This window comes from Verrucosispora sp. CNZ293, from assembly GCF_002754655.1.
The window spans coordinates 3161228-3178887 of sequence record NZ_PEFR01000001.1; the positions used below are offsets into that span (position 1 = coordinate 3161228).

General features: G+C 72.4%; 16 protein-coding genes. 4 read left to right on the forward strand and 12 right to left on the reverse strand.

All coding sequences use genetic code 11. The features are described 5' to 3' along the window. Nucleotides 1–17: 17 nt before the first annotated feature. From CLT74_RS14275 to CLT74_RS14285, 3 genes are read right to left on the reverse strand one after another with little or no spacing between them, the layout of a single operon-like run. Nucleotides 18–683: a GntR family transcriptional regulator gene (locus tag CLT74_RS14275; RefSeq protein ID WP_099846985.1), complete on the reverse strand. Its 666-nt coding sequence runs from the start codon at nt 681–683 to the stop codon at nt 18–20. A 44-nt stretch (nt 684–727) separates the two neighbouring features. After that, nucleotides 728–2548, reverse strand: a complete 1821-nt coding sequence (locus CLT74_RS14280) for a DUF6311 domain-containing protein (RefSeq protein ID WP_486582307.1) — start codon at nt 2546–2548, stop codon at nt 728–730. Then, on the reverse strand, nt 2548–4524 hold the full coding sequence (locus CLT74_RS14285) for a DUF6311 domain-containing protein (RefSeq protein WP_486582730.1): 1977 nt from the start codon (nt 4522–4524) through the stop codon (nt 2548–2550). The genes CLT74_RS14280 and CLT74_RS14285 overlap by 1 nt, the downstream gene beginning before the upstream one ends. A gap of 298 nt (nt 4525–4822) precedes the next feature. Here CLT74_RS14285 and CLT74_RS14290 point away from each other — a divergent pair, with 298 nt between their 5' ends. Continuing rightward, nucleotides 4823–6022, forward strand: coding sequence for a hypothetical protein (locus tag CLT74_RS14290; protein ID WP_099846987.1), 1200 nt, complete (start codon nt 4823–4825; stop codon nt 6020–6022). A gap of 159 nt (nt 6023–6181) precedes the next feature. On the opposite strand, the gene dxs is transcribed toward CLT74_RS14290, so the two are convergent. From dxs to CLT74_RS14305, 3 genes are all read right to left on the reverse strand, one after another. Beyond that, entirely contained in the window at nt 6182–8128 is a 1947-nt protein-coding gene (gene dxs / locus CLT74_RS14295; protein WP_099846988.1) for a 1-deoxy-D-xylulose-5-phosphate synthase, read from the reverse strand. Nucleotides 8129–8278: 150 nt separating this feature from the next. Then, nucleotides 8279–9499: a TRAM domain-containing protein gene (locus CLT74_RS14300; RefSeq protein ID WP_099846989.1), complete on the reverse strand. Its 1221-nt coding sequence runs from the start codon at nt 9497–9499 to the stop codon at nt 8279–8281. Next, nucleotides 9496–11553: an APC family permease gene (locus CLT74_RS14305; protein WP_099846990.1), complete on the reverse strand. Its 2058-nt coding sequence runs from the start codon at nt 11551–11553 to the stop codon at nt 9496–9498. The genes CLT74_RS14300 and CLT74_RS14305 overlap by 4 nt, the downstream gene beginning before the upstream one ends. A 152-nt stretch (nt 11554–11705) precedes the next feature. Here CLT74_RS14305 and CLT74_RS14310 point away from each other — a divergent pair, with 152 nt between their 5' ends. Together CLT74_RS14310 and CLT74_RS14315 are read left to right on the forward strand one after the other, a co-directional pair. Continuing rightward, nucleotides 11706–12368, forward strand: a complete 663-nt coding sequence (locus tag CLT74_RS14310) for a potassium channel family protein (protein ID WP_099846991.1) — start codon at nt 11706–11708, stop codon at nt 12366–12368. A gap of 2 nt (nt 12369–12370) precedes the next feature. Then, nucleotides 12371–13060 carry a potassium channel family protein gene (locus tag CLT74_RS14315; RefSeq protein ID WP_199172187.1) on the forward strand — a complete coding sequence of 230 codons (690 nt, stop codon included), beginning with the start codon at nt 12371–12373 and terminating at the stop codon, nt 13058–13060. Between the two features lie 80 nt (nt 13061–13140). Here CLT74_RS14315 and CLT74_RS14320 read toward each other — a convergent pair whose 3' ends face one another. From CLT74_RS14320 to dut, 4 genes are all read right to left on the reverse strand, one after another. Next, nucleotides 13141–13863: a DUF3159 domain-containing protein gene (locus CLT74_RS14320; protein WP_099846993.1), complete on the reverse strand. Its 723-nt coding sequence runs from the start codon at nt 13861–13863 to the stop codon at nt 13141–13143. A gap of 31 nt (nt 13864–13894) precedes the next feature. Then, nucleotides 13895–14275, reverse strand: a complete 381-nt coding sequence (locus CLT74_RS14325; RefSeq protein WP_099851986.1) for an OB-fold nucleic acid binding domain-containing protein — start codon at nt 14273–14275, stop codon at nt 13895–13897. A gap of 173 nt (nt 14276–14448) precedes the next feature. Continuing rightward, a complete protein-coding gene (locus CLT74_RS14330; RefSeq protein WP_099846994.1) occupies nt 14449–15135 on the reverse strand; it encodes a DUF3710 domain-containing protein in 687 nt (228 codons plus the stop codon). After that, on the reverse strand, nt 15132–15659 hold the full coding sequence (gene dut / locus CLT74_RS14335; RefSeq protein ID WP_099846995.1) for a dUTP diphosphatase: 528 nt from the start codon (nt 15657–15659) through the stop codon (nt 15132–15134). The genes CLT74_RS14330 and dut overlap by 4 nt, the downstream gene beginning before the upstream one ends. Before the next feature lie 86 nt (nt 15660–15745). On the opposite strand from dut, the gene CLT74_RS14340 reads away from it, so the two are divergent. After that, nucleotides 15746–16237, forward strand: a complete 492-nt coding sequence (locus CLT74_RS14340) for a DUF3093 domain-containing protein (protein WP_199172188.1) — start codon at nt 15746–15748, stop codon at nt 16235–16237. Nucleotides 16238–16258: 21 nt separating this feature from the next. Here CLT74_RS14340 and CLT74_RS14345 read toward each other — a convergent pair whose 3' ends face one another. Together CLT74_RS14345 and CLT74_RS14350 are read right to left on the reverse strand one after the other, a co-directional pair. Continuing rightward, entirely contained in the window at nt 16259–17056 is a 798-nt protein-coding gene (locus CLT74_RS14345) for a hypothetical protein (RefSeq protein ID WP_099846996.1), read from the reverse strand. A 143-nt stretch (nt 17057–17199) separates the two neighbouring features. Next, nucleotides 17200–17496, reverse strand: a complete 297-nt coding sequence (locus CLT74_RS14350; protein ID WP_007075406.1) for a DUF4193 domain-containing protein — start codon at nt 17494–17496, stop codon at nt 17200–17202. Between the last annotated feature and the right edge of the window lie 164 nt (nt 17497–17660).

Here is a 17660-nt window from a genome sequence, read left to right on the forward strand (position 1 = left end):
ACGGGCGGCCGGTGACGCTACCCGAGATACGACCGGGCCCCGTGTTCGGAGAGCACGGCCAGGACCAGCTCCGGATCCCCGGCGGCAACCGCCTCGAAGAGCCGCTCGTGCCGGTGCACACCGTCGTGCGGCTGCGCCACCTCTGCCTCGCGGCGCAGGTTGATCGCCATGTAGAGCTGCAACTTCACCAGGATCGAGTCGTACACCGCGGAAAGCTGCCGGTTGCCGGCCAACGCCACGAGCGCGACGTGGAACGCCCGGTGCGACTCGGCCACGGCGAGCCGGTCGACGTCCCGGGTGGCCTTCCGCATCTGGTCCAACGCCGCCCGCAGCCCGGCCAGGTCGCTCCCCCGCTGCACCGGGATCGCCGACCGCACCGCGAAGCGTTCCAGCACGTCGCGCAGCTCGTACAGCTCCCGTACGTCACGATCCGACAGCGTGGCGACCCGGACCCCCCGCCGGGGTACGTGTTCGACAAGCCCCCGCTGCGCCAGCAGCCGCAGCGCCTCGCGCAGCGGCGCCCGGCTGATGCCGAGCCGCCGGGTCAGCTGCTCCTCCACCAGCCGTTCACCAGGATCACTCCGGCCGCTGAGGATCTCCCGGGTCAACCGGGAGACGGCGAGTTCCACCAGACTGACACTCTCCAGCTCGCCCTCCGCCGGCGATGCGGCCACGTCGCTCACCCCGACGAGTGTGCCACCTGCCGCCGCAGCCCTCGCCGGACGCGTCAGCCCACCAGGGGCCGGACGTCCCAGACCAGCGCACCGTCGACCTCCCGGGCCGGGCCGAGCAACGCCTCGACCGTCCGGCGCACCGGGTCACCGTGGTGCAGTCCACCCTGGACCACCACTGCGGCGCGCCAGTGCCGCAGGTCAGCCACTGCCTGCCGGCGGTCGGCAGCACTGATCTGTGGCACCTCGCCGGTGTCGGCCACCCGACGCAACAGCAGCGAGGTGGGCCGGTCCGGCGCACCCCAGCGCGCCGCCGGGTCGTCCGGGGATCGGGGGCCGATGAAGAAGCCACCCGGGGCGGTGAAGGCCAGCCCGGTCCGGGCGGACCAGAGCATCGCCGGGCTCTGGCCCGCGTTCGTCACCGGCGGGACCGACACCAGCGTCCGACCGGCCGGCACGTACGCCCGCCAGGTCCCCTCCGCCACGAACGCGGGCACCGGCCAGGTCGGCACGGTGCGGATCGGTGTCGGCACCAGCGGCAGCAGCGCGGCGGCCACCGCGCCGGCCCAGAGCAGCCGCACCGGCACCGGGTCCGAGGATGCCCCAGCGGTGGCCGGGCACCGCCGTACCCGATCCACCGAGAGGGCCAGCAGGGTGCCGAGCACCGGCACGCAGACCAGCGAGAACCGGGCCGGCACCACATGGTCGAGCAGCGGCAGCTCGGCGATCAGCCGGTACGGGCCGGGCAGGTCCGTCAACGCGCCGTCGAGGCGTACCCGGGCACCGAGCGAGAGCAGCGCGAACACCACCCCGCAGGCGGCGAGCGCCCGGACCAGCGGGCGACGCCACAGCCACACCGTCACGACGAGCGCCAGCACCAGCAGGCCCGGCCCGAAGAAGGAGTTCTCCTCGGTGGCGTTCGGGGCCAGCAGGGCGGGCAGACGATGGTCGCCGAAGACGGTCTGCCGGGCCGTGGCGGTGAACGAGGCGGCGTCCAACTGGTAGGCGATCGCGTGGAACGGCATTCCCCGGTAGTGGCCGGGGCCGAAGAACTGGAACCACAGCGGATAGGCCAGCAGGGCCCCCGCCACCACCGCACCTACCGCGATCCGGCCGGCCGTGACCGGGGCGAGCCGGCGCGCGGTGACCCGGTCGGCGAGGGCGTACCCGAGCACGAAGACACCGGCGGCGAGCGCCACGAGGAGCAGCACCTCCTCGCCGAGGAAGACCTGGTACGTCACGACGAGACCGAGCAGGACGCCGGGTCGCCACACCTGTGACCAGGTGCCCGGTGCGCGCCCCGGGTCGCCGGGATGGGGCACGAACACCAACGCCAGGATCACCGGCACCAGGAACTGGGCGGCCATGTGCAGGTGCGACCCGGCCTGGGCGACCATGCCGGGGGCGAACCCGCAGATCAGCCCACCGACCGCGGCGGCCAGCCGGGACTCGACGAGGCGGCGGCGCAGCAGCACGTACCAGGCGGTGGCCGTGCCGGCGAGGCACCCGATCACCGCCACCTCGAACGCCACCTGCGAGCCGAGGAGCAGCGTGACCGGGGCCAGCGGGACACCCAGGCCGAGCACCGAGGTGTTGGCCATCAGGTTCACCCCGCCGGGCGCGTTGAGCGCGTCGCTCCACAGCGGGTTCTCCAGGGCGACCACGGCGCGGGCGGCCCGGGCCAGCATCCATTCGAAGAGGATCTGGTCGCCGGCCTGATGGAAGAGCCGGTCCGGTCGGGCCCACTGCCCGCTGGTCAGCCAGCTGGCCAGCGCCAGGTAGCCGACCACCACCGCCACGTCGGGCGTACGCGGGCGCAGCCGCCAACGGCGACCGGTGCGGACCTCGACTTCCCGCTCGACAGTACCGACCGACATCAGACCCGGGGGTCGGTGAGGGACCGTACGTCCCACACCCAGACGTCCAGTTCGAGCCGGGCCGGGCCGACCAGTTGCTCGACGGTCTGCCGCAGCGGCTCGGAGTGCGGTTGCCGGACCGGCAGCACCAGGATCGCCGCCCGCCAGTGCCGCAACTCGTCCAGGGACCGGCGCCGCTGACGGTCGTTCAGTTCCGGCGTCCGGCCGGTGGTGGCGACCTCCTCCAGCAGTTTCCCGACACCGCTCGGCCGTCCCCCGAAGCGGCCCGGGTCACCGGTGTTGCCGTTGCGTGGGGCGAGGAAGTAGCCGCCGGGGATCTTGAAGTCGAGGTTCGTGGAGGCGGCCCAGCGCATGCCGTGGGTGTTGCCCATGCTCGGCACCGGGATCGGCACCAGCGTCTGGTCCGGCCCGACGTACGCGCGCCACCGGTCGGAGGTGATGAAGTCCGGCACCGGGGGGCGGGAGGTCATCGGCAACGGCATGGGGGTGATCGGCAGCAGCGCGAGCACCAGACCGGCGACGGTGAGCGTACGCACCGTCCGCCGGTCCATGGACAGCGTGCTGGTCCGCTCGATGGCCAGGGCCAGCAGGACCGCCACCACCACGCTGGTGATCATGCCGAACCGGGTCGGCACCACCGCGTCGAGCAGCGGCAGCCGGACCAGCCACTCCCACGGGCCGACGATCAGCTCCCGGTCCCACCAGCTGATCCGCTCGCCGAGCGAGAGGATGGTGTAGAAGGCGGCGGTCGCGGCGAGCGCCCGGACCAGCACCTCCCGCCGGAGCCAGAGCACGATCCCGACCGCGATCAGCGCCAGACTCCAGCCGAAGAAGGCGTTCTCCTCGGAGTAGTTCGGCGCGAGGTTGACGTTCGCCCGCTGGTTGCCGCCGATGGTGGGCGAGCCGGGGGCGAAGTACGCGGCGATGTCGTTGCCGTAGTCGCGCACGGCGTCGCTGAGCCCGTGGTACGCCATCGGGCCGGCGAACTGGATGTACAGCGGGTACGCCAGCAGCGAGCCGGCGACCACCGTGCAGGTGGCCAGCGCCTTGGCCAACGGTCGCCAGGACGCCGACCAGAGCCCGGGCCGCTGGACCACCACCGCGATCAGGAAGATCCCGCAGCCCATCGCGGTGAAGAGCAGAATCTCCTCGTTGATGAACGCCTGGGCGGTGACCAGCAGAGCCAGCAACGCGCCGTCCCGGTACGGCCGGGTCGACCTGGTGATCACCATGACCCGCCAGACGATGAACGGCAGCAGGAACTGGCTGATGATGTTCGGGTGCCAACTGGCGTGCGACAGCATCGCCGGGGAGAAGCCACAGAACCAGCCGCCCACCACCGCGGCGAGCCGGTTGTTCACCACGTGCCGGGACAACACGAAGTACCAGGCCGAGGCGGTGCCGGCGAGGCCGAGCGTGACCAGCAGCACGAAGGTCACCGCCGGCCCGAAGAGCAGGGTCACCGGCACCATCGGGATGCCCAGGGCGAGGATGGCCGTGTTGGCCATCAGGTTGACCCCGTCGGGGTAGTTGAACTGCTCGGTGAAGAACGGGAACTCCCCGTGCAACACCACCCGTACCGAGTGGGCGAGGAAGAACTGCACCTGGGCCGGGTCACTGCTGTAGAGCGACGCCACCCGACCGGCCGGATCCATCCAGATCTGACTGGTCACCCAGAGCGCGGTCAGCAGGAACCCGCCGAAGATCGCGAGGTCCCGACGGCGAGGCGTCCACCGGAAGCGGCGTCGGCGGGCCGGAGCGGCATCGCCGGTGTCGGCTCCCCGCGTACCGCCGGCCGGTCCGGTCTCCGCGAGCCGCCGGGTCGTCCCGACCCCGTTCGCGGGAACCGGGGCCTCGGTCGCGGGAGGCGGTGCCTCGGTCGCGGGAGCCGGGGCCTCGGTCGTCGGTGCCTCGGTCGCGGTCGTCGATGCCTCGGTCGTCGGCGCCTCGGTGCTGGGCGCTGACTGGATGTTCATGCCGGCGGCGGTCCGAGCGGTAGCGGCAGCACCGCGCACCCCATCACCCACGGTGACGGCTTCGGACGGAGAGTCGGCGACGTCGGCGGATCTCGGCAGCGCGGCGGCGCGGGTCTCGGCAGGCGTCACAGTCGGCGGAGTCTACCCGAGTGGGGAAAATGCCCCAAGTCAACGCGGTGTCCCCTGTGGCCGGTGTGGTGACCGCGCGACGCAGCGTATGGCGACACGAAGCGCCGGCGGGACATCTCGTACTATTGCCCTCCGACACGACGACGCGATGCGATCGGGGGCGTGACAGGTGGCTCCAGCCCGTTGGCGCGGCTTGACCGCCACCGGCTTGTCCACCCTGCTGATCGCCGTCACTGCCTGCGGGCCGGTTGCTGAGCGTCAGCCACGGGACCTGCGGGTCGGCTACGACAGCATGGACGGTTCGCTGACGGTGTGGCCTCCGCGCGGGTCACTCGCCGAGGACAGCGCCGTGACGGCCGCCGTCACCGAGGCGGTGCGCGACTGGCGCTCACCCGTGGACGACCGGGTACACCTACCGTCGTCCGGGATTCTCTACTCCGGTGAGGTGGACGGCCTGGCGCTGGCCCTGGTCGCCGCGTCGGTACCCGGTGAGGCCGCATCCTGGCTGCTCCAGCTCACCGGTGACGGCGCACGGTACACGGTCAGTCACGCCACCGAGTACACCGATCCCGGCTACCTGGTCTACTCCGACGTGCTGCCGGTCCAGTCCCCCGCCGGGCGGCGCTACCTGACCTCCGAACGGGTCCGACGGTTGGCCGGACCGAACGGCCGCACCCTCTCCGCCACCGACGGCCTGACCGATCCGGTGTCGGTACCCCGGTGCCGGGCGGTCACCGTCACCGCGACGCTGCGCTCCACCAAGTCGCTGCCCCGGGGCCGGGCCACCGACCGGCTGCTCGACCTCGGCACCGGCACCACCGCACCCCGCTATCCGCTGGTCCGTGACGAGAGCGGCTCCGGCCGGCGGGCCCTGACCGGCCTCGACACCTGCCTGCTGGCCGGCGAGGACGGCCCGTTCGGCAGCATCCTCCGACGCGTCGGCGACCGGGACGTCCCGCAGTCGGTGCCGGCGTCCTGGCCGATGGCGAAACTCGCCGTGCGTACCCTCGGCGAGCTCACGCTCGACGGTGGCGAGCCGGGCGAGTTGGAGCAACTCACCTGGGAGAGCGCCGAAGGGACGATGAGCGCGGTGGTGTACCGGTCCGCCGACGACGGTCCGGTGGTGCTCTCCCCCGCCGACCGGACGAACCCGTTGCAGGTCTACGAACTGCCGGTACCGGATCAGCCGCTTGTCGTGCTGAGCTGGCGCGCCACCAAGGACACCACGCTGTCCGTGCCGCCGAACACGACCCGCCTGGTCGACCGTCCCGGCCTGGTGGTGGCCCCGCTTCCCGAGCGCCGCGAGACCTTCAGCCTCGCCGCCGACGAGAAGACCCACTACCGCTCCGCCGGCTCCCCCCGCCGCTGACCGACCCCGGCCTCCCCCTCCCCACCCCACCCTCCCTCGCGATCTTGCACTTTCCGTCCCGGCAAAAGCCGTGGAAGGGGTGGATCGGCGACCACAACTGCAAGATCGGCGCAGCGGGCCAGCGCAGGGCTCGGGGAGGGGAGGGGAGGGGGAGGTTGGTTAGGTGCGGGGGAGGTTGGGGGTGAGGGGGGAAGGGTCGACTGGCTCGGTGTCGAGGCGGGAGATCCAGCCGGTGATGTCGCGGGCCACGTCCTGAGCGGTCAGGCCGAGGTCGGTCAGGAGCTGGTTGCGGGAACCGTGCGGGTACCACCCGGGCGGCACGCCCAGGTCCCGCAGCGGCACCCGGACGTCGGCGTCGCGCATGGCCTGGGCGAGCGCGTCGCCCACCCCGCCGGACCGTACGCCGTCCTCGACCGTGACCACCAGCCGGTGCTCGGTGGCCAGCTCGACCAGCTCCGCCGGGATCGGACGCACCCAGCGCGGGTCCACCACGGTGACCCCGTAACCCTGCTCGGCGACCCGGGCGGCGACCTCCATGCCGAGCTGGCCGAAGGCACCCACCGCGACCAGCAGCACGTCGGTCCGTGCCGACTCCGCCAGCACGTCGACCGGACCGACGCGCCGGACGGCGGGCAGGTCCGCGGCGACCGCGCCGGTCGGGAAGCGGACCACCGTCGGGCCGTCGTCGACGGCGACCGCCTCGCGCAGCTCCTCGCGCAGCGTGGCGGCGTCCCGGGGGGCCGCGATCCGCAGGCCCGGCACCACCCCGAAGACCGACATGTCCCAGATGCCGTAGTGGCTCGGCCCGTCGGGGCCGGTGATCCCGGCCCGGTCGAGCACGAAGGTGACCGGCAGCCGGTGCATCGCCACGTCCAGCAGGACCTGGTCGAACGCCCGGTTGAGGAAGGTCGCGTAGACCGCCACCACCGGGTGCAGCCCACCGAGCGCCAGGCCGGCCGCCGAGGTGGCCGCGTGCTGCTCGGCGATGCCCACGTCGTAGGTGCGCTCCGGGTACTTGCGGGCCAGCTTCGCGATGCCTGTCGGCTCGGCCATCGCCGCGGTGATGCCCACCACGTCGGGCCGCTCGTCGGCGATCGCGACAAGCTCGTCGGCGAATACGTGGGTCCACTTCACCGACGGTGCGGCGGTGGCCTTGCCGTCGGTGACGTCGAAGGCGCCGGGGCTGTGGAAGCAGTCCGCCTCGTCCTCCTCGGCGGGGCGGTAGCCGTAGCCCTTGCGGGTCACCGCGTGCACGATCACCGGGCCGCCGAAGTTCTTCGCCGCCCGCAACGCCGTCTCGACGGCGGCGATGTCGTGCCCGTCGACCGGGCCGACGTACTTGATGCCGAGATCCTCGAACATCGCCTGTGGCGCGACCGCGTCCTTGATGCCCTTCTTGACCGCGTGCAGCACCTCGTACATCGGCTTGCCGACGAGCGGAGTCGAGCCGAGGGCGTCCTTGACGGCGTCCAGGACCTTCTCGTAGCCGGGGTTGAGGCGCAGCGTCGAGAGGTGGTGGGCCAGGCCGCCGATCGTCGGCGCGTACGAGCGGCCGTTGTCGTTGACCACGATGACGAGCGGGTTGTCGGTGGCGGCGATGTTGTTGAGCGCCTCCCAGCACATGCCGCCGGTCAGCGCCCCGTCGCCCACCACGGCGACGACGCTGCGGGACTCGCCGCGCAGCGCGTACGCCTTGGCGAGCCCGTCGGCGTACGACAGGGCGGTCGAGGCGTGCGAGTTCTCGATGAGGTCGTGTTCGCTCTCGGCCTGGTTGGGGTAGCCGGAGAGCCCGCCCCGCTGGCGCAGCTGGTCGAACCCGCCCTGCCGGCCGGTGACGATCTTGTGCACGTACGCCTGGTGGCCGGTGTCGAACAGCAGCCGGTCCCGGGGAGAGTCGAAGACCCGGTGCATGGCCAGGGTGAGTTCCACCACGCCCAGGTTGGGCCCGATGTGCCCACCGGTACGCGACACCTTGGCGATCAGGAAGTCACGGATCTCCGCGGCGAGGATGTCCAGTTCGGTGGCGGACATCCGCTTGACGTCCTGGGGACCGTGCACCGTGGCCAGCAGCCGGCCGTGGTTGGCCGTGTCCTCTTCAACACTCATGACCGCAGAGTCTATCGGCCCTCGCGCACCCCGCAGCTCGGGCGCGGCGACCACCGGGACTGAGTACCTGGTCAGCTCCGCACCCGTAGCCGGCGTGGCGGCCCGCCCGGTTGACGGACCGGGTCGAGGACGCCGGCCGGAGATGGCCGATCAGGCCGGCGTCAGCAGCCCGACCAGCTCCACGTGCCGGGTCATCGGAAACAGGTCGTACCCACGCAGCGCCACCAGCCGCCACCCCAGCTCGGCGAAGACCCGTACGTCCCGGGCGAACGCGGCGGGATCACAGGCGACGTACGTCACCGCGCGCGGGCCGGCGGCCACCACGTCGCGTACCACCCGCTTCCCGGCCCCGGTCCGGGGCGGGTCGAGCACCACCACGTCGACCGGGCCGGTGACCCGACGACGAGCCAGGGCGGTCTCCACCCGGGCCGCGACCACCTCGACGGTGGGCAGGTCGCGCAGGTTCTCCCGGGCCGCCGCGACGCCGTCACCGGCCGCCTCGACCACCGTGACCCGCCCGGTCCCGCCGATCCGACCGGCCAGCGCGGCGGCGAACAGGCCGGCACCGCCGTAGAGATCCCAGGCCCGCTCCCCCGGTCGGGGGTCGGTCAGCTCCAGCACCGCGTCGACGAGGGTGTCCGCGGCGGCGGGATGGACCTGCCAGAACGATGAGGTGGGCAGCACCCACTCCCGGCCGGCGGCCCGCTCCCGGACCCGTTCCGGGCCACTGACCCGGCGATTGGACCCGGCCGCGACGGCGGTCACCGCCACGTCCCCGCCGGTGGAGGCGACGGTTTCCACCGCCTCGGCGTCCGGCCAGTTCGCCCCGGTGACGGCGAGCACCGGCAGCTCCTGGATGGCCGGATGGGCGATCAGGCAGCGGTCGACCGGCACCACCTCGTGGGAGCGGTGCTTGAGCAGCCCGGCGCGACCCGCCGCGTCGACCGCGTACCGGACCCGGGAGCGCCAGCCCAGCGGACCACCCGGCAGCGCCGTCACCCGTACGCCCAGCGCGTCGCAGTCGGCCTCGGTCAGCCCGCCGAGGCGGACGAGCTGCTCCCGGACCACCGCGGCCTTCCAGCGCAGTTGGGCGTCCGGGGCGACGTGTTGCAGGTCGCAGCCGCCACAGCGCCCCGGTCGGGCGTACGGGCAGGGTGGGGCGACCCGGTCCGGGGCCGCCTCCAGCACGCGCACCGCGTCGGCCCGGACGAAGCCCCGGTGCACCTCGGTCACCTCGGCAAGTACCCGCTCGCCGGGCAGGGCGTGCCGGACGAAGACCACCTGGCCGTCCACCCGGGCCACGCAGTGCCCGCCGGGGGCGACCGCCGCCACGGTCAGCTCGACCCGCTCCGCCTCCTCCAGCCCGCTCATCGCGGTTCCCCCTCCGTCGGTTCGAGCTCCGGTGGCGGCGGGGCCGGCGGCAGGGTGCCGCGCGGGGCCACCCGGGGGCCACGCACCGGCCCACGGGCGAGCGTGGCGTCCATCCGGTCCAGATCCTTGCCGGCCGTGGAGGCGAGCTGCCACGGCACGCTCGTCACCATCACCCCCGGCTCGAACAGCAGCCGGCCCTTGAGCCGCAGCGCGCTCTGGTTGTGCAGCAGGTTCTCCCACCAGCGGCCCACCACGTACTCGGGGATGAAGACCGTGACCACGTCGCGCGGCGACTCCCGGCGGACCCCGGCCACGTAGTTCAGGATCGGTCGGGTGATCTCCCGGTACGGCGAGTCGATCACGGTCAGCGGGATCGGCACGTCCCGCCGCTCCCAGTCGGCCTGCAACTGCCGGGTGTCGTGGTCGTCGACGTTCACCGTCACCGCGGTGATCGTGTCCGGCCGGGTGGCCTGCGCGTACGCCACCGCCCGCAGGGTGGGTTGGTGCAGCTTGCTGACCAGCACGATGGCGTGGTTGCGGGCCGGCAGCACCGGCCGTCCGTCGTCCGGGGCGAGTTCGACGGCCACCCGGTCGTAGTGCCGCCGGATGGCAAGCATCAACACGTAGATCAGACCCATCGCGACGATCGCGATCCAGGCGCCGAGCAGGAACTTGGTGATCAGCACGATCACCAGCACCACGGCGGTCATCGCCATGCCGAAGGTGTTGATCGCCCGGGACCGGACCATCCGGCGGCGCGCCTGCGGGTCCCGCTCGGTACGCAGCAACCGGTTCCAGTGCCTGATCATCCCGGCCTGGGAGAGGGTGAACGAGACGAAGACACCGACGATGTAGAGCTGGATGAGCTTAGTCACCTCAGCCTGGAAGCCGATGATCAGCAGGATCGCGAAGCCGGCCAGGAAGAGAATTCCGTTGGAGAAGGCGAGCCGGTCGCCCCGGGTGTGCAGTTGCCGGGGCAGGTAGCGGTCCTGGGCGAGGATCGAGCCGAGCACCGGGAAGCCGCTGAAGGCGGTGTTGGCGGCCACGAACAGGATGGTCGCGGTCACCCCGACGACCAGGAACAGCAGCACCGAACCCGGCCCGAAGATCGTCTCACCGAGCTGTGCGGTGACCGTCTTCTGCACGTACCCCTCCGGGCCGGCGACGATCTGCAGGGTCGGGTTCTCGACGAACTGCAACCCGGTCAGCCGGGCCAGCCAGACGATGCCGACGAGCATCGTCACCGCGACCAGGCCGAGCATCAGCAGCGTGGTGGCGGCGTTGCGGCTCTTCGGCGCCTTGAACGCCGGCACCCCGTTGGAGATCGCTTCCACCCCGGTGAGCGCGGCACAGCCGGAGGAGAAGCTGCGCAACAGCAGGAACGCCATCGCCCAGCCGGTGGTGTCGTGCCACTCGGCGGCGATGACCAGGTCGGCGCTGGGGGCCCGCAGGTCCTCACCGAGCACGACGATCCGGACCAGCCCGGTGAGGATCATCCCGATGATGACGATCATGAAGCCGTACGTGGGGATGGCGAACGCGTTGCCCGCCTCCTTGATCCCGCGCAGGTTGACAGCGGTCAGCAGCACCACGGCGGAGACCGCGATGAGCACCTTGTGGGTGGCCACGAAGGGGATCACCGAGCCGAGGTTGGCCACCCCGGAGGAGACCGACACGGCGACGGTGAGCACGTAGTCGACAAGCAGCGCGCTGGCCACCCCCACCCCGGCACGTGGGCCGAGGTTGACAGTGGCCACCTCGTAGTCGCCGCCGCCGGAGGGGTAGGCGTGCACGTTCTGCCGGTAGCTGGCCACCACGGTCAGCATGACCACGACCACCCCGAGGGCGACCCACGGCGAGAACACGAACGCCGAGGCGCCGGCGATGGAGAGCATCAGCAGGATCTCGTCCGGCGCGTACGCCACGCTCGACAGCGCGTCCGAGGCGAAGACGGGCAGGGCGATGCGCTTCGGCAGGAGGGTGTGCTTGAGCCGGTCGGACCGGAACGGCCGGCCGACGAGCAGCCGCTTCAGCAGGGAGGTGGATCGGGCCACAACGGCAAAGCGTACGACCATCGTCGGTGGGCGCGTGGGGTGGCCGGCTGCGGTCCCGTCCGGGGCGGGAGTACCGTCGGTCCCCGCCCGCAGCCCCGACGTGGCAGGCTCGCAGGCGACGAGGCGCAGCGGTACGCACCGTGGGAGGCAGCGTGCATGTCGTGATCATGGGTTGTGGCCGGGTCGGCTCGACCCTGGCGCACAACCTGGAGTCCCGGGGGCACTCGGTAGCGGTGATCGACCAGGACGCGGACGCCTTCCGCCGGCTGCGGCCCGACTTCGCCGGAGTCACGGTCACCGGGGCGGGCTTCGACGGCGACGTGCTGCGGCAGGCCGGCATCGAGCGGGCCGACGCCTTCGCCGCCGTCTCCAGCGGCGACAACTCCAACATCATCTCGGCCCGGCTGGCCCGCGAGACCTTCGGCGTGGTCCGGGTCGCGGCCCGCATCTACGACCAGCGCCGAGCGCAGGTCTACGAACGGCTGGGCATCCCCACCGTGGCCACCGTCCGGTGGACGGCCGACCGGATGCTGCGGCACCTGCTGCCCGAGGGCAACGTGGAGATCTTCCGCGATCCGACAAGCACCGTCTCGATCGTCGAGGTGCCGGTGCACAAGGACTGGATCGGCCGCCAGGTGCGGACCCTGGAGGAGGCGACAGGTGCCCGGGTGGCGTACCTGATCCGGTTCGGGATCGGCACGCTGCCCACCGCGTCCAGCGTGGTGCAGGAGGGCGACCAGGTCTTCATGCTGGTCACCGACGACATGGTGGCGGCGGTCACCTCGGTGGCCGCGACGCCGGAAGGGGGGCAGTGATCATGCGGGTCGCCATCGCCGGTGCCGGCAACGTGGGCCGCTCCATCGCCCAGGAGCTGATCGAGAACGGCCACCAGGTGATGCTCATCGAGCGGCAGCCCCGGATGCTCCGGCCCGCCCGGGTACCGGACGCGGAATGGGTGCTGGCCGACGCCTGCGAGCTGTCCAGCCTGGAGGAGGCCGAGCTGGCCGGCTGCGACGTGGTGGTCGCGGCCACCGGCGACGACAAGGTCAATCTCGTGGTCTCGCTGCTGGCCAAGACCGAGTTCGCGGTACCGAGGGTGGTCGCCCGGGTCAACCGGGCCGAGAACGAGTGGCTGTTCACCGAGCAGTGGGGCGTGGACGTGGCGGTCAGCAAGCCCCGGGTGATGGCCGCCCTCGTCGAGGAGGCGGTGACAGTCGGCGACCTGGTCCGTCTGATGACGTTCCGGCAGGGTGAGGCGAACCTGGTCGAGATCACGTTGCCGCCGACCGCGCCCTATGTCGGGCACCCGCTGCGTGAGGTGCCCCTGCCCCGGGACTCGGCGCTGGTGGCGATCCTGCGCGGCAAGCGGGTCCTGGTGCCCAGCCCGGACGACCCGCTCGAGGCCGGCGACGAGTTGGTTTTCGTCTGCACCGCGGAGGTGGAGGACGCGGTACGGGCGGTGGTGCTCGGCCCGGACAGTGTCGAGCGCACCCGCGAGTCACGCTGACCGTGACGGCCCCGGCCGGACAATGACCGCGACAGCACCGGCCGAGGCGGGCCGGTGGGCGGCTGACCGCTGGTGACGGCTCAGGTCGTCAGCGGCTCCGGCCGGCTCTCGCGGGTCACCCGCCGCACCGTCCAGACCGTGATCAGCAACAGCAGCACGTACGGCGGGTAGCCCAGGGCCAGCCGCGCCACCCCGAGCGCGGTCTCCATGTCGGCGGCGGCCGCCTCGTCGCCGAGCTGGTCGAACCGGCGCGCCGCCAGGTAGATGCCGGCCTGCACGCCGACCTTGGCCAGCCAGACCACACCCCAGAGCACGGTCAGCCGGGTGAAGGTACGGACCAGCAGGGGATCGTCGCGCCACTCGGAGCTGCCCTTGGCCACCAGCACCGACCAGATCCAGCCGACCAGCGGTTGCCGGATCACCGCCGAGAGCAGCAGGGCCAGGCCGTAGCCGATGCCGTAGAGGATCCCCGGCAGGTAGAAGTCGCGCGCGTCGCCGGTACGCCAGGCGATGGCGGCGCCGATCCCGATGCCGAACAGTCCGTTGACCGCGTGCCGCACCGGCCGGCGCTGCGCCAGCCGCAGACCACCGATCAGCACCGCCACCGCCACCGAGGCGATCACGGCCGGCCGCAGGTCGGTGACGATGTTGGCGATCACGAAGACCACCACCGGGATGCTGGACTCGGCCAGCCCCCGCCAGCCGCCGAGCTGGTCGGCCATCTGTTCGGCGACGGTGGGCAGCCGCTCCTCGTCCGCCGCGCCGGTCTCCGGCTGGGTCGCCGGGTGCTGTCCGGTGGTCATCGCCCGACGCCCATCCGCAATGCCCGCAGGTTCACTTCGACGGCTCCAGCTCGTAGTACGGGTTGTAGATCACCTTGCGGTCATCGCGCACGGCGACCCGCCCCCGGGCGGTCAGGTGCCGTCCCGGTTCGATGCCGGCGATGTGCCGTCGGCCGAGCCAGACAAGGGTCACCACGTCGCTGCCGTCGTAGAGATCCGCCTCCAGCGCCGGCAGATTCGTCCGAGGAGTGTAGACGACGGTACGCAGCCGGCCGCTCACCGACACCACCTGCCCCCGCCCGCACTGCAACACCGGCACCGCGCCACAGCGGGCACTCTCCCGCTGCAACTGCTGCGCCTCGATCTCGGCCTCGCTCGCGGTCAGCCGTCGCAACATCCGCCGCAGCGAACCCCGACCCTCGTCGGTGGTCATGAGCTCCGCGTCACCCTCTCCACGCCGGCCGGCTGGCACCGGAAGCCACCGCCCCTGGACGACAGCCGGGACGGCACCCGTCAGCGTACGCCGGACCGGGTGCTTCCGGCGCGTCGGAAGCACCCGTACGGCCGGCCGGACGACCCCGGCGGCACCCGCCCGTCGCGGAGCGCTCAGCGGCCTCCGGGCGCCGACGCGGCACCTGCCTGCCCGGCAGCCGGATCCCCCGCCGCCACCTGCTCGCCCGCCTCGCGCGGCAACCGTAGCGGCAGCGGCTCACGTACCGGCCTGGCCTCCACCCCCCGGTCGACCACCAGCCCGTCCAGGCAGTGGGCCAGCGGGCCGGCGGCGGCCGGGTCGGTGGCCGCCGCGCCCTGGTAGACCGCGCGGACCATCCAGCGGGGTCCGTCGACGCCGACGAACCGTAGATCGGTCAGGCCGTCCTCGGTGCGGACCCGGGCGTGCAACTCGGTGCCGTACTCACCCTCGACCTCCTGCGCGGCGGCGCCGTCGGCGAACAGCGACTGGCGGATCTCCTCGCGCACCTCGTCCCAGATCCCCTCGGACCGGGGAGCGGCGAAGACACCCAGCTGGAGGGCGCTCTGGCCGTGCACCAGCACGACCTGCTGGACCACCCCCTGCTGGTCGGCCTGCACCCGCACCTCGACCTCGGGCACCGCCGGGATCTGCAGGCTGCCCAGGTCGAGCCGCTGCACCCCGGCCGGCGCCTCGGTGACGTCGTACGGCCCACGTGCCGGCTCCACCGGCGTCGGCAGAGCGCCCTCGGCGGTCTCGGGCAGGTTCGTGGCCCGCTCGTCAAGGGCGTGCCGTCCCGCGGCCCGCTTTCGGGAGAAGATCACTGCGTCCAACCTCCGCTGTTCGCACTCACGGTGCCATCTTGTCCGTTCGCGCCGTCCATGGCCGGCGGCGGCACCAGCCCGGCGTGGCCGCCGGTGGAGCCGTGCCCGCCGGTTCCACGTCCGGACCCGGGTAGTTCGGCCACCGGCTGGAAGATCGCCCGTTCCACCCGCTGCACAACAAGCTGCGCGATCCGGTCACCCCGGGAGATCTTCACCGACGCGGCCCGATCATGGTTGATCAGGTTGACCAGGATCTCACCCCGGTAGCCGGCGTCGACCGTACCGGGCGCGTTGAGCACCGTCACGCCGAGTCTGGCGGCGAGCCCCGATCGGGGATGGACCAGGCCCACATACCCCTCCGGCAGCGCGATCGCCACGCCGGTCGGCACCAGCGCCCGACCACCGGGTGGCAACTCCACGTCGGTGGCCGCCAGCAGGTCGGCACCGGCGTCACCGGGATGGGCGTACGCCGGCATCGGCAGCTCGGGGTCGAGCTGCCGGACCGGCACGGGCACGTCGGTCACGATGTCCCTCTTTCGTCCATATCCGCTGGGGTGACCCTGTCATCCTGCCCGGTACCCGGGGTCCGCCGCGCCGTACCCTGGCACGAGTGAGCCAATCACCGTCGCCCTCGTCCGTCTCGGCGTCCCCGGCGTACGCCGAGCGTCTGCGTCTGCCCTGGTGGTTGTGGCTCGCGGGGCTGGCAGCCGCCGCGCTGCTCGCGGTGGAGGTGTGGATGGGCGCGCCAGGTCTGCGCGCCTGGCTGCCGTTCGCGGTGCTGCTGCCGGCCACCGTGGCCGGGCTGGCGTGGCTCAGCCGGATCCGGGTCGCGGTGGCCGATGGAGAGCTACGGGTCGATGACGCCAGACTGCCCGTCCGGTACGTCGCCGACGCTGTCGCGCTGGACGCCGAGGGCCGGCGTGAAGTGCTCGGTGTCGGTGCCGATCCGCTGGCGTTCGTCGTCCAACGACCGTGGATCTCCGGTGCCGTCCAGGTGGTCCTGAACGATCCCGCCGACCCTACGCCGTTCTGGGTGGTCAGTTCCCGCCACCCGGTCGAGCTGGCCGAGGCCCTGCTGGCCGCGCGGGACGTGGCGCGCTGATCCGACCGCCACCCGTCGGGCTCAGGAGGAGCCGGGCAGGGCGGGCGGAGCCGGCGGCACGCCGGGCAGGCCGGGACGCTGCCGGCGCAGGTCGGCACGAAGATGGTCGGCCAACGTCCGGGTGGCCCGCCGGTTGAGGTAGCTCGCCACCGCGGCTCCGGTCAGGAAGGGGCCCAGCGTGGTCAGGTTACGGCCGAACCGCTTGAGCAGGGTGTCCCGCAGCTCGTTCCGGGCGGCGGTGCCCAGCACCGCGCCCACGCCGACGCCCGGCATCATCGGATTGACTCCGCGCTGACTGGCCCAGGCCTGCACCAACGCGATCGTGCGCTCGGTGCCGCCGCGCGGCAGCGGTACCCCGTAGACCTCGTGCAGCTCACCTGTCAGTTTCAGCTCCACCGCCACCACCGAGACGGTCTCGGCGGCGAGCAGCACCGGAGCGGACAGCAGGCTCGGGGTGACCGTCCACTGCACCGCCGACGCGCCACCGCCGGCAGCGCCGACCCCCGCCGTCGCCCGGGACGCGTTGCGGACCAGCCGATCGGCCAGTTCCTCGTCGGTCAGGCCGGGAAAGTGCCGACGCAGGGTGGCCAGGTCGCGGACGGGTATGTGGGGTGCGATCTCCGCGACCGTGTCCACCATCCAGCGCAGCGCGGCCCTCGGCTTGAACAGGTCGCTGATCCCCCGGGCGCGAGCCTGCCCGACCAGCCGGGCGAGCAGCTGACGCCGTTTCGCCGGCTCGATCTCGTCGGCGGTCAGGGCCGCGACCGTCTTCCCCAGCTCGTCCGGGCCGTCCTCGGCACGCTCGCTGTGCTCGCTCATGACCGCACCACGGCGCCGAGCCCGCCGATTCGCTCGCTCATGGCTAACGAGTCAACCAGGTTGTGCGGCGTGGCGCTCGTCGAGCCGGGCGGCGGCGACTCCACTCGGGAGTCGCCGCCATGGTCGTGGTCGTCGCCCTGCGGTCAGACGCACTCTCGGCAGATCAGCTCGCCGTTCCGCTCCACCGCCAGCTGACTGCGGTGGTGCACCAGGAAGCACCGGGCGCAGCGGAACTCGTCCTGCTGCATCGGCAGCACCTTGACCGTCAGTTCCTCGTCGGCAAGGTCGGCGCCGGGCAACTCGAAGCTCTCAGCCACTTCGGCCTCGTCGACGTCCACGGCGCCCGACTGCGAGTCGACACGCCGGGCCTTGAGCTCTTCCAGGCTGTCCTCGCCGAGGTCGACCTCGTCGCGGCGCGGGGCGTCGTAGTCGGTGGCCATCGGTTTCACTCTCCCATTTCGATGTTGTCGCTTCCGGTTGTAACGCCGGGCGACGCTGTTTCGGTTCCGCTGGCCGGCCACCGCTAGTGTCGGCCACCTGACCCGACGACCGCTCGGACCAGACCGCCAGAGGATCTCCCCGGCGAGCGCGGAACCCTACCCCC

Excerpts from the sequence above, each read along its gene's own strand:
- CLT74_RS14280 (WP_486582307.1), bottom strand. The coding sequence starts at position 2,548 with ATGTCGGTCGGTACTGTCGAGCGGGAAGTCGAGGTCCGCACCGGTCGC.
- CLT74_RS14285 (WP_486582730.1), bottom strand. The coding sequence starts at position 4,524 with ATGAACATCCAGTCAGCGCCCAGCACCGAGGCGCCGACGACCGAGGCA.
- dxs (WP_099846988.1), bottom strand. The coding sequence starts at position 8,128 with ATGAGTGTTGAAGAGGACACGGCCAACCACGGCCGGCTGCTGGCCACG.
- CLT74_RS14300 (WP_099846989.1), bottom strand. The coding sequence starts at position 9,499 with ATGAGCGGGCTGGAGGAGGCGGAGCGGGTCGAGCTGACCGTGGCGGCG.
- CLT74_RS14315 (WP_199172187.1), top strand. The coding sequence starts at position 12,371 with ATGCGGGTCGCCATCGCCGGTGCCGGCAACGTGGGCCGCTCCATCGCC.
- CLT74_RS14320 (WP_099846993.1), bottom strand. The coding sequence starts at position 13,863 with ATGACCACCGGACAGCACCCGGCGACCCAGCCGGAGACCGGCGCGGCG.
- CLT74_RS14325 (WP_099851986.1), bottom strand. The coding sequence starts at position 14,275 with ATGACCACCGACGAGGGTCGGGGTTCGCTGCGGCGGATGTTGCGACGG.
- CLT74_RS14345 (WP_099846996.1), bottom strand. The coding sequence starts at position 17,056 with ATGAGCGAGCACAGCGAGCGTGCCGAGGACGGCCCGGACGAGCTGGGG.
- CLT74_RS14350 (WP_007075406.1), bottom strand. The coding sequence starts at position 17,496 with ATGGCCACCGACTACGACGCCCCGCGCCGCGACGAGGTCGACCTCGGC.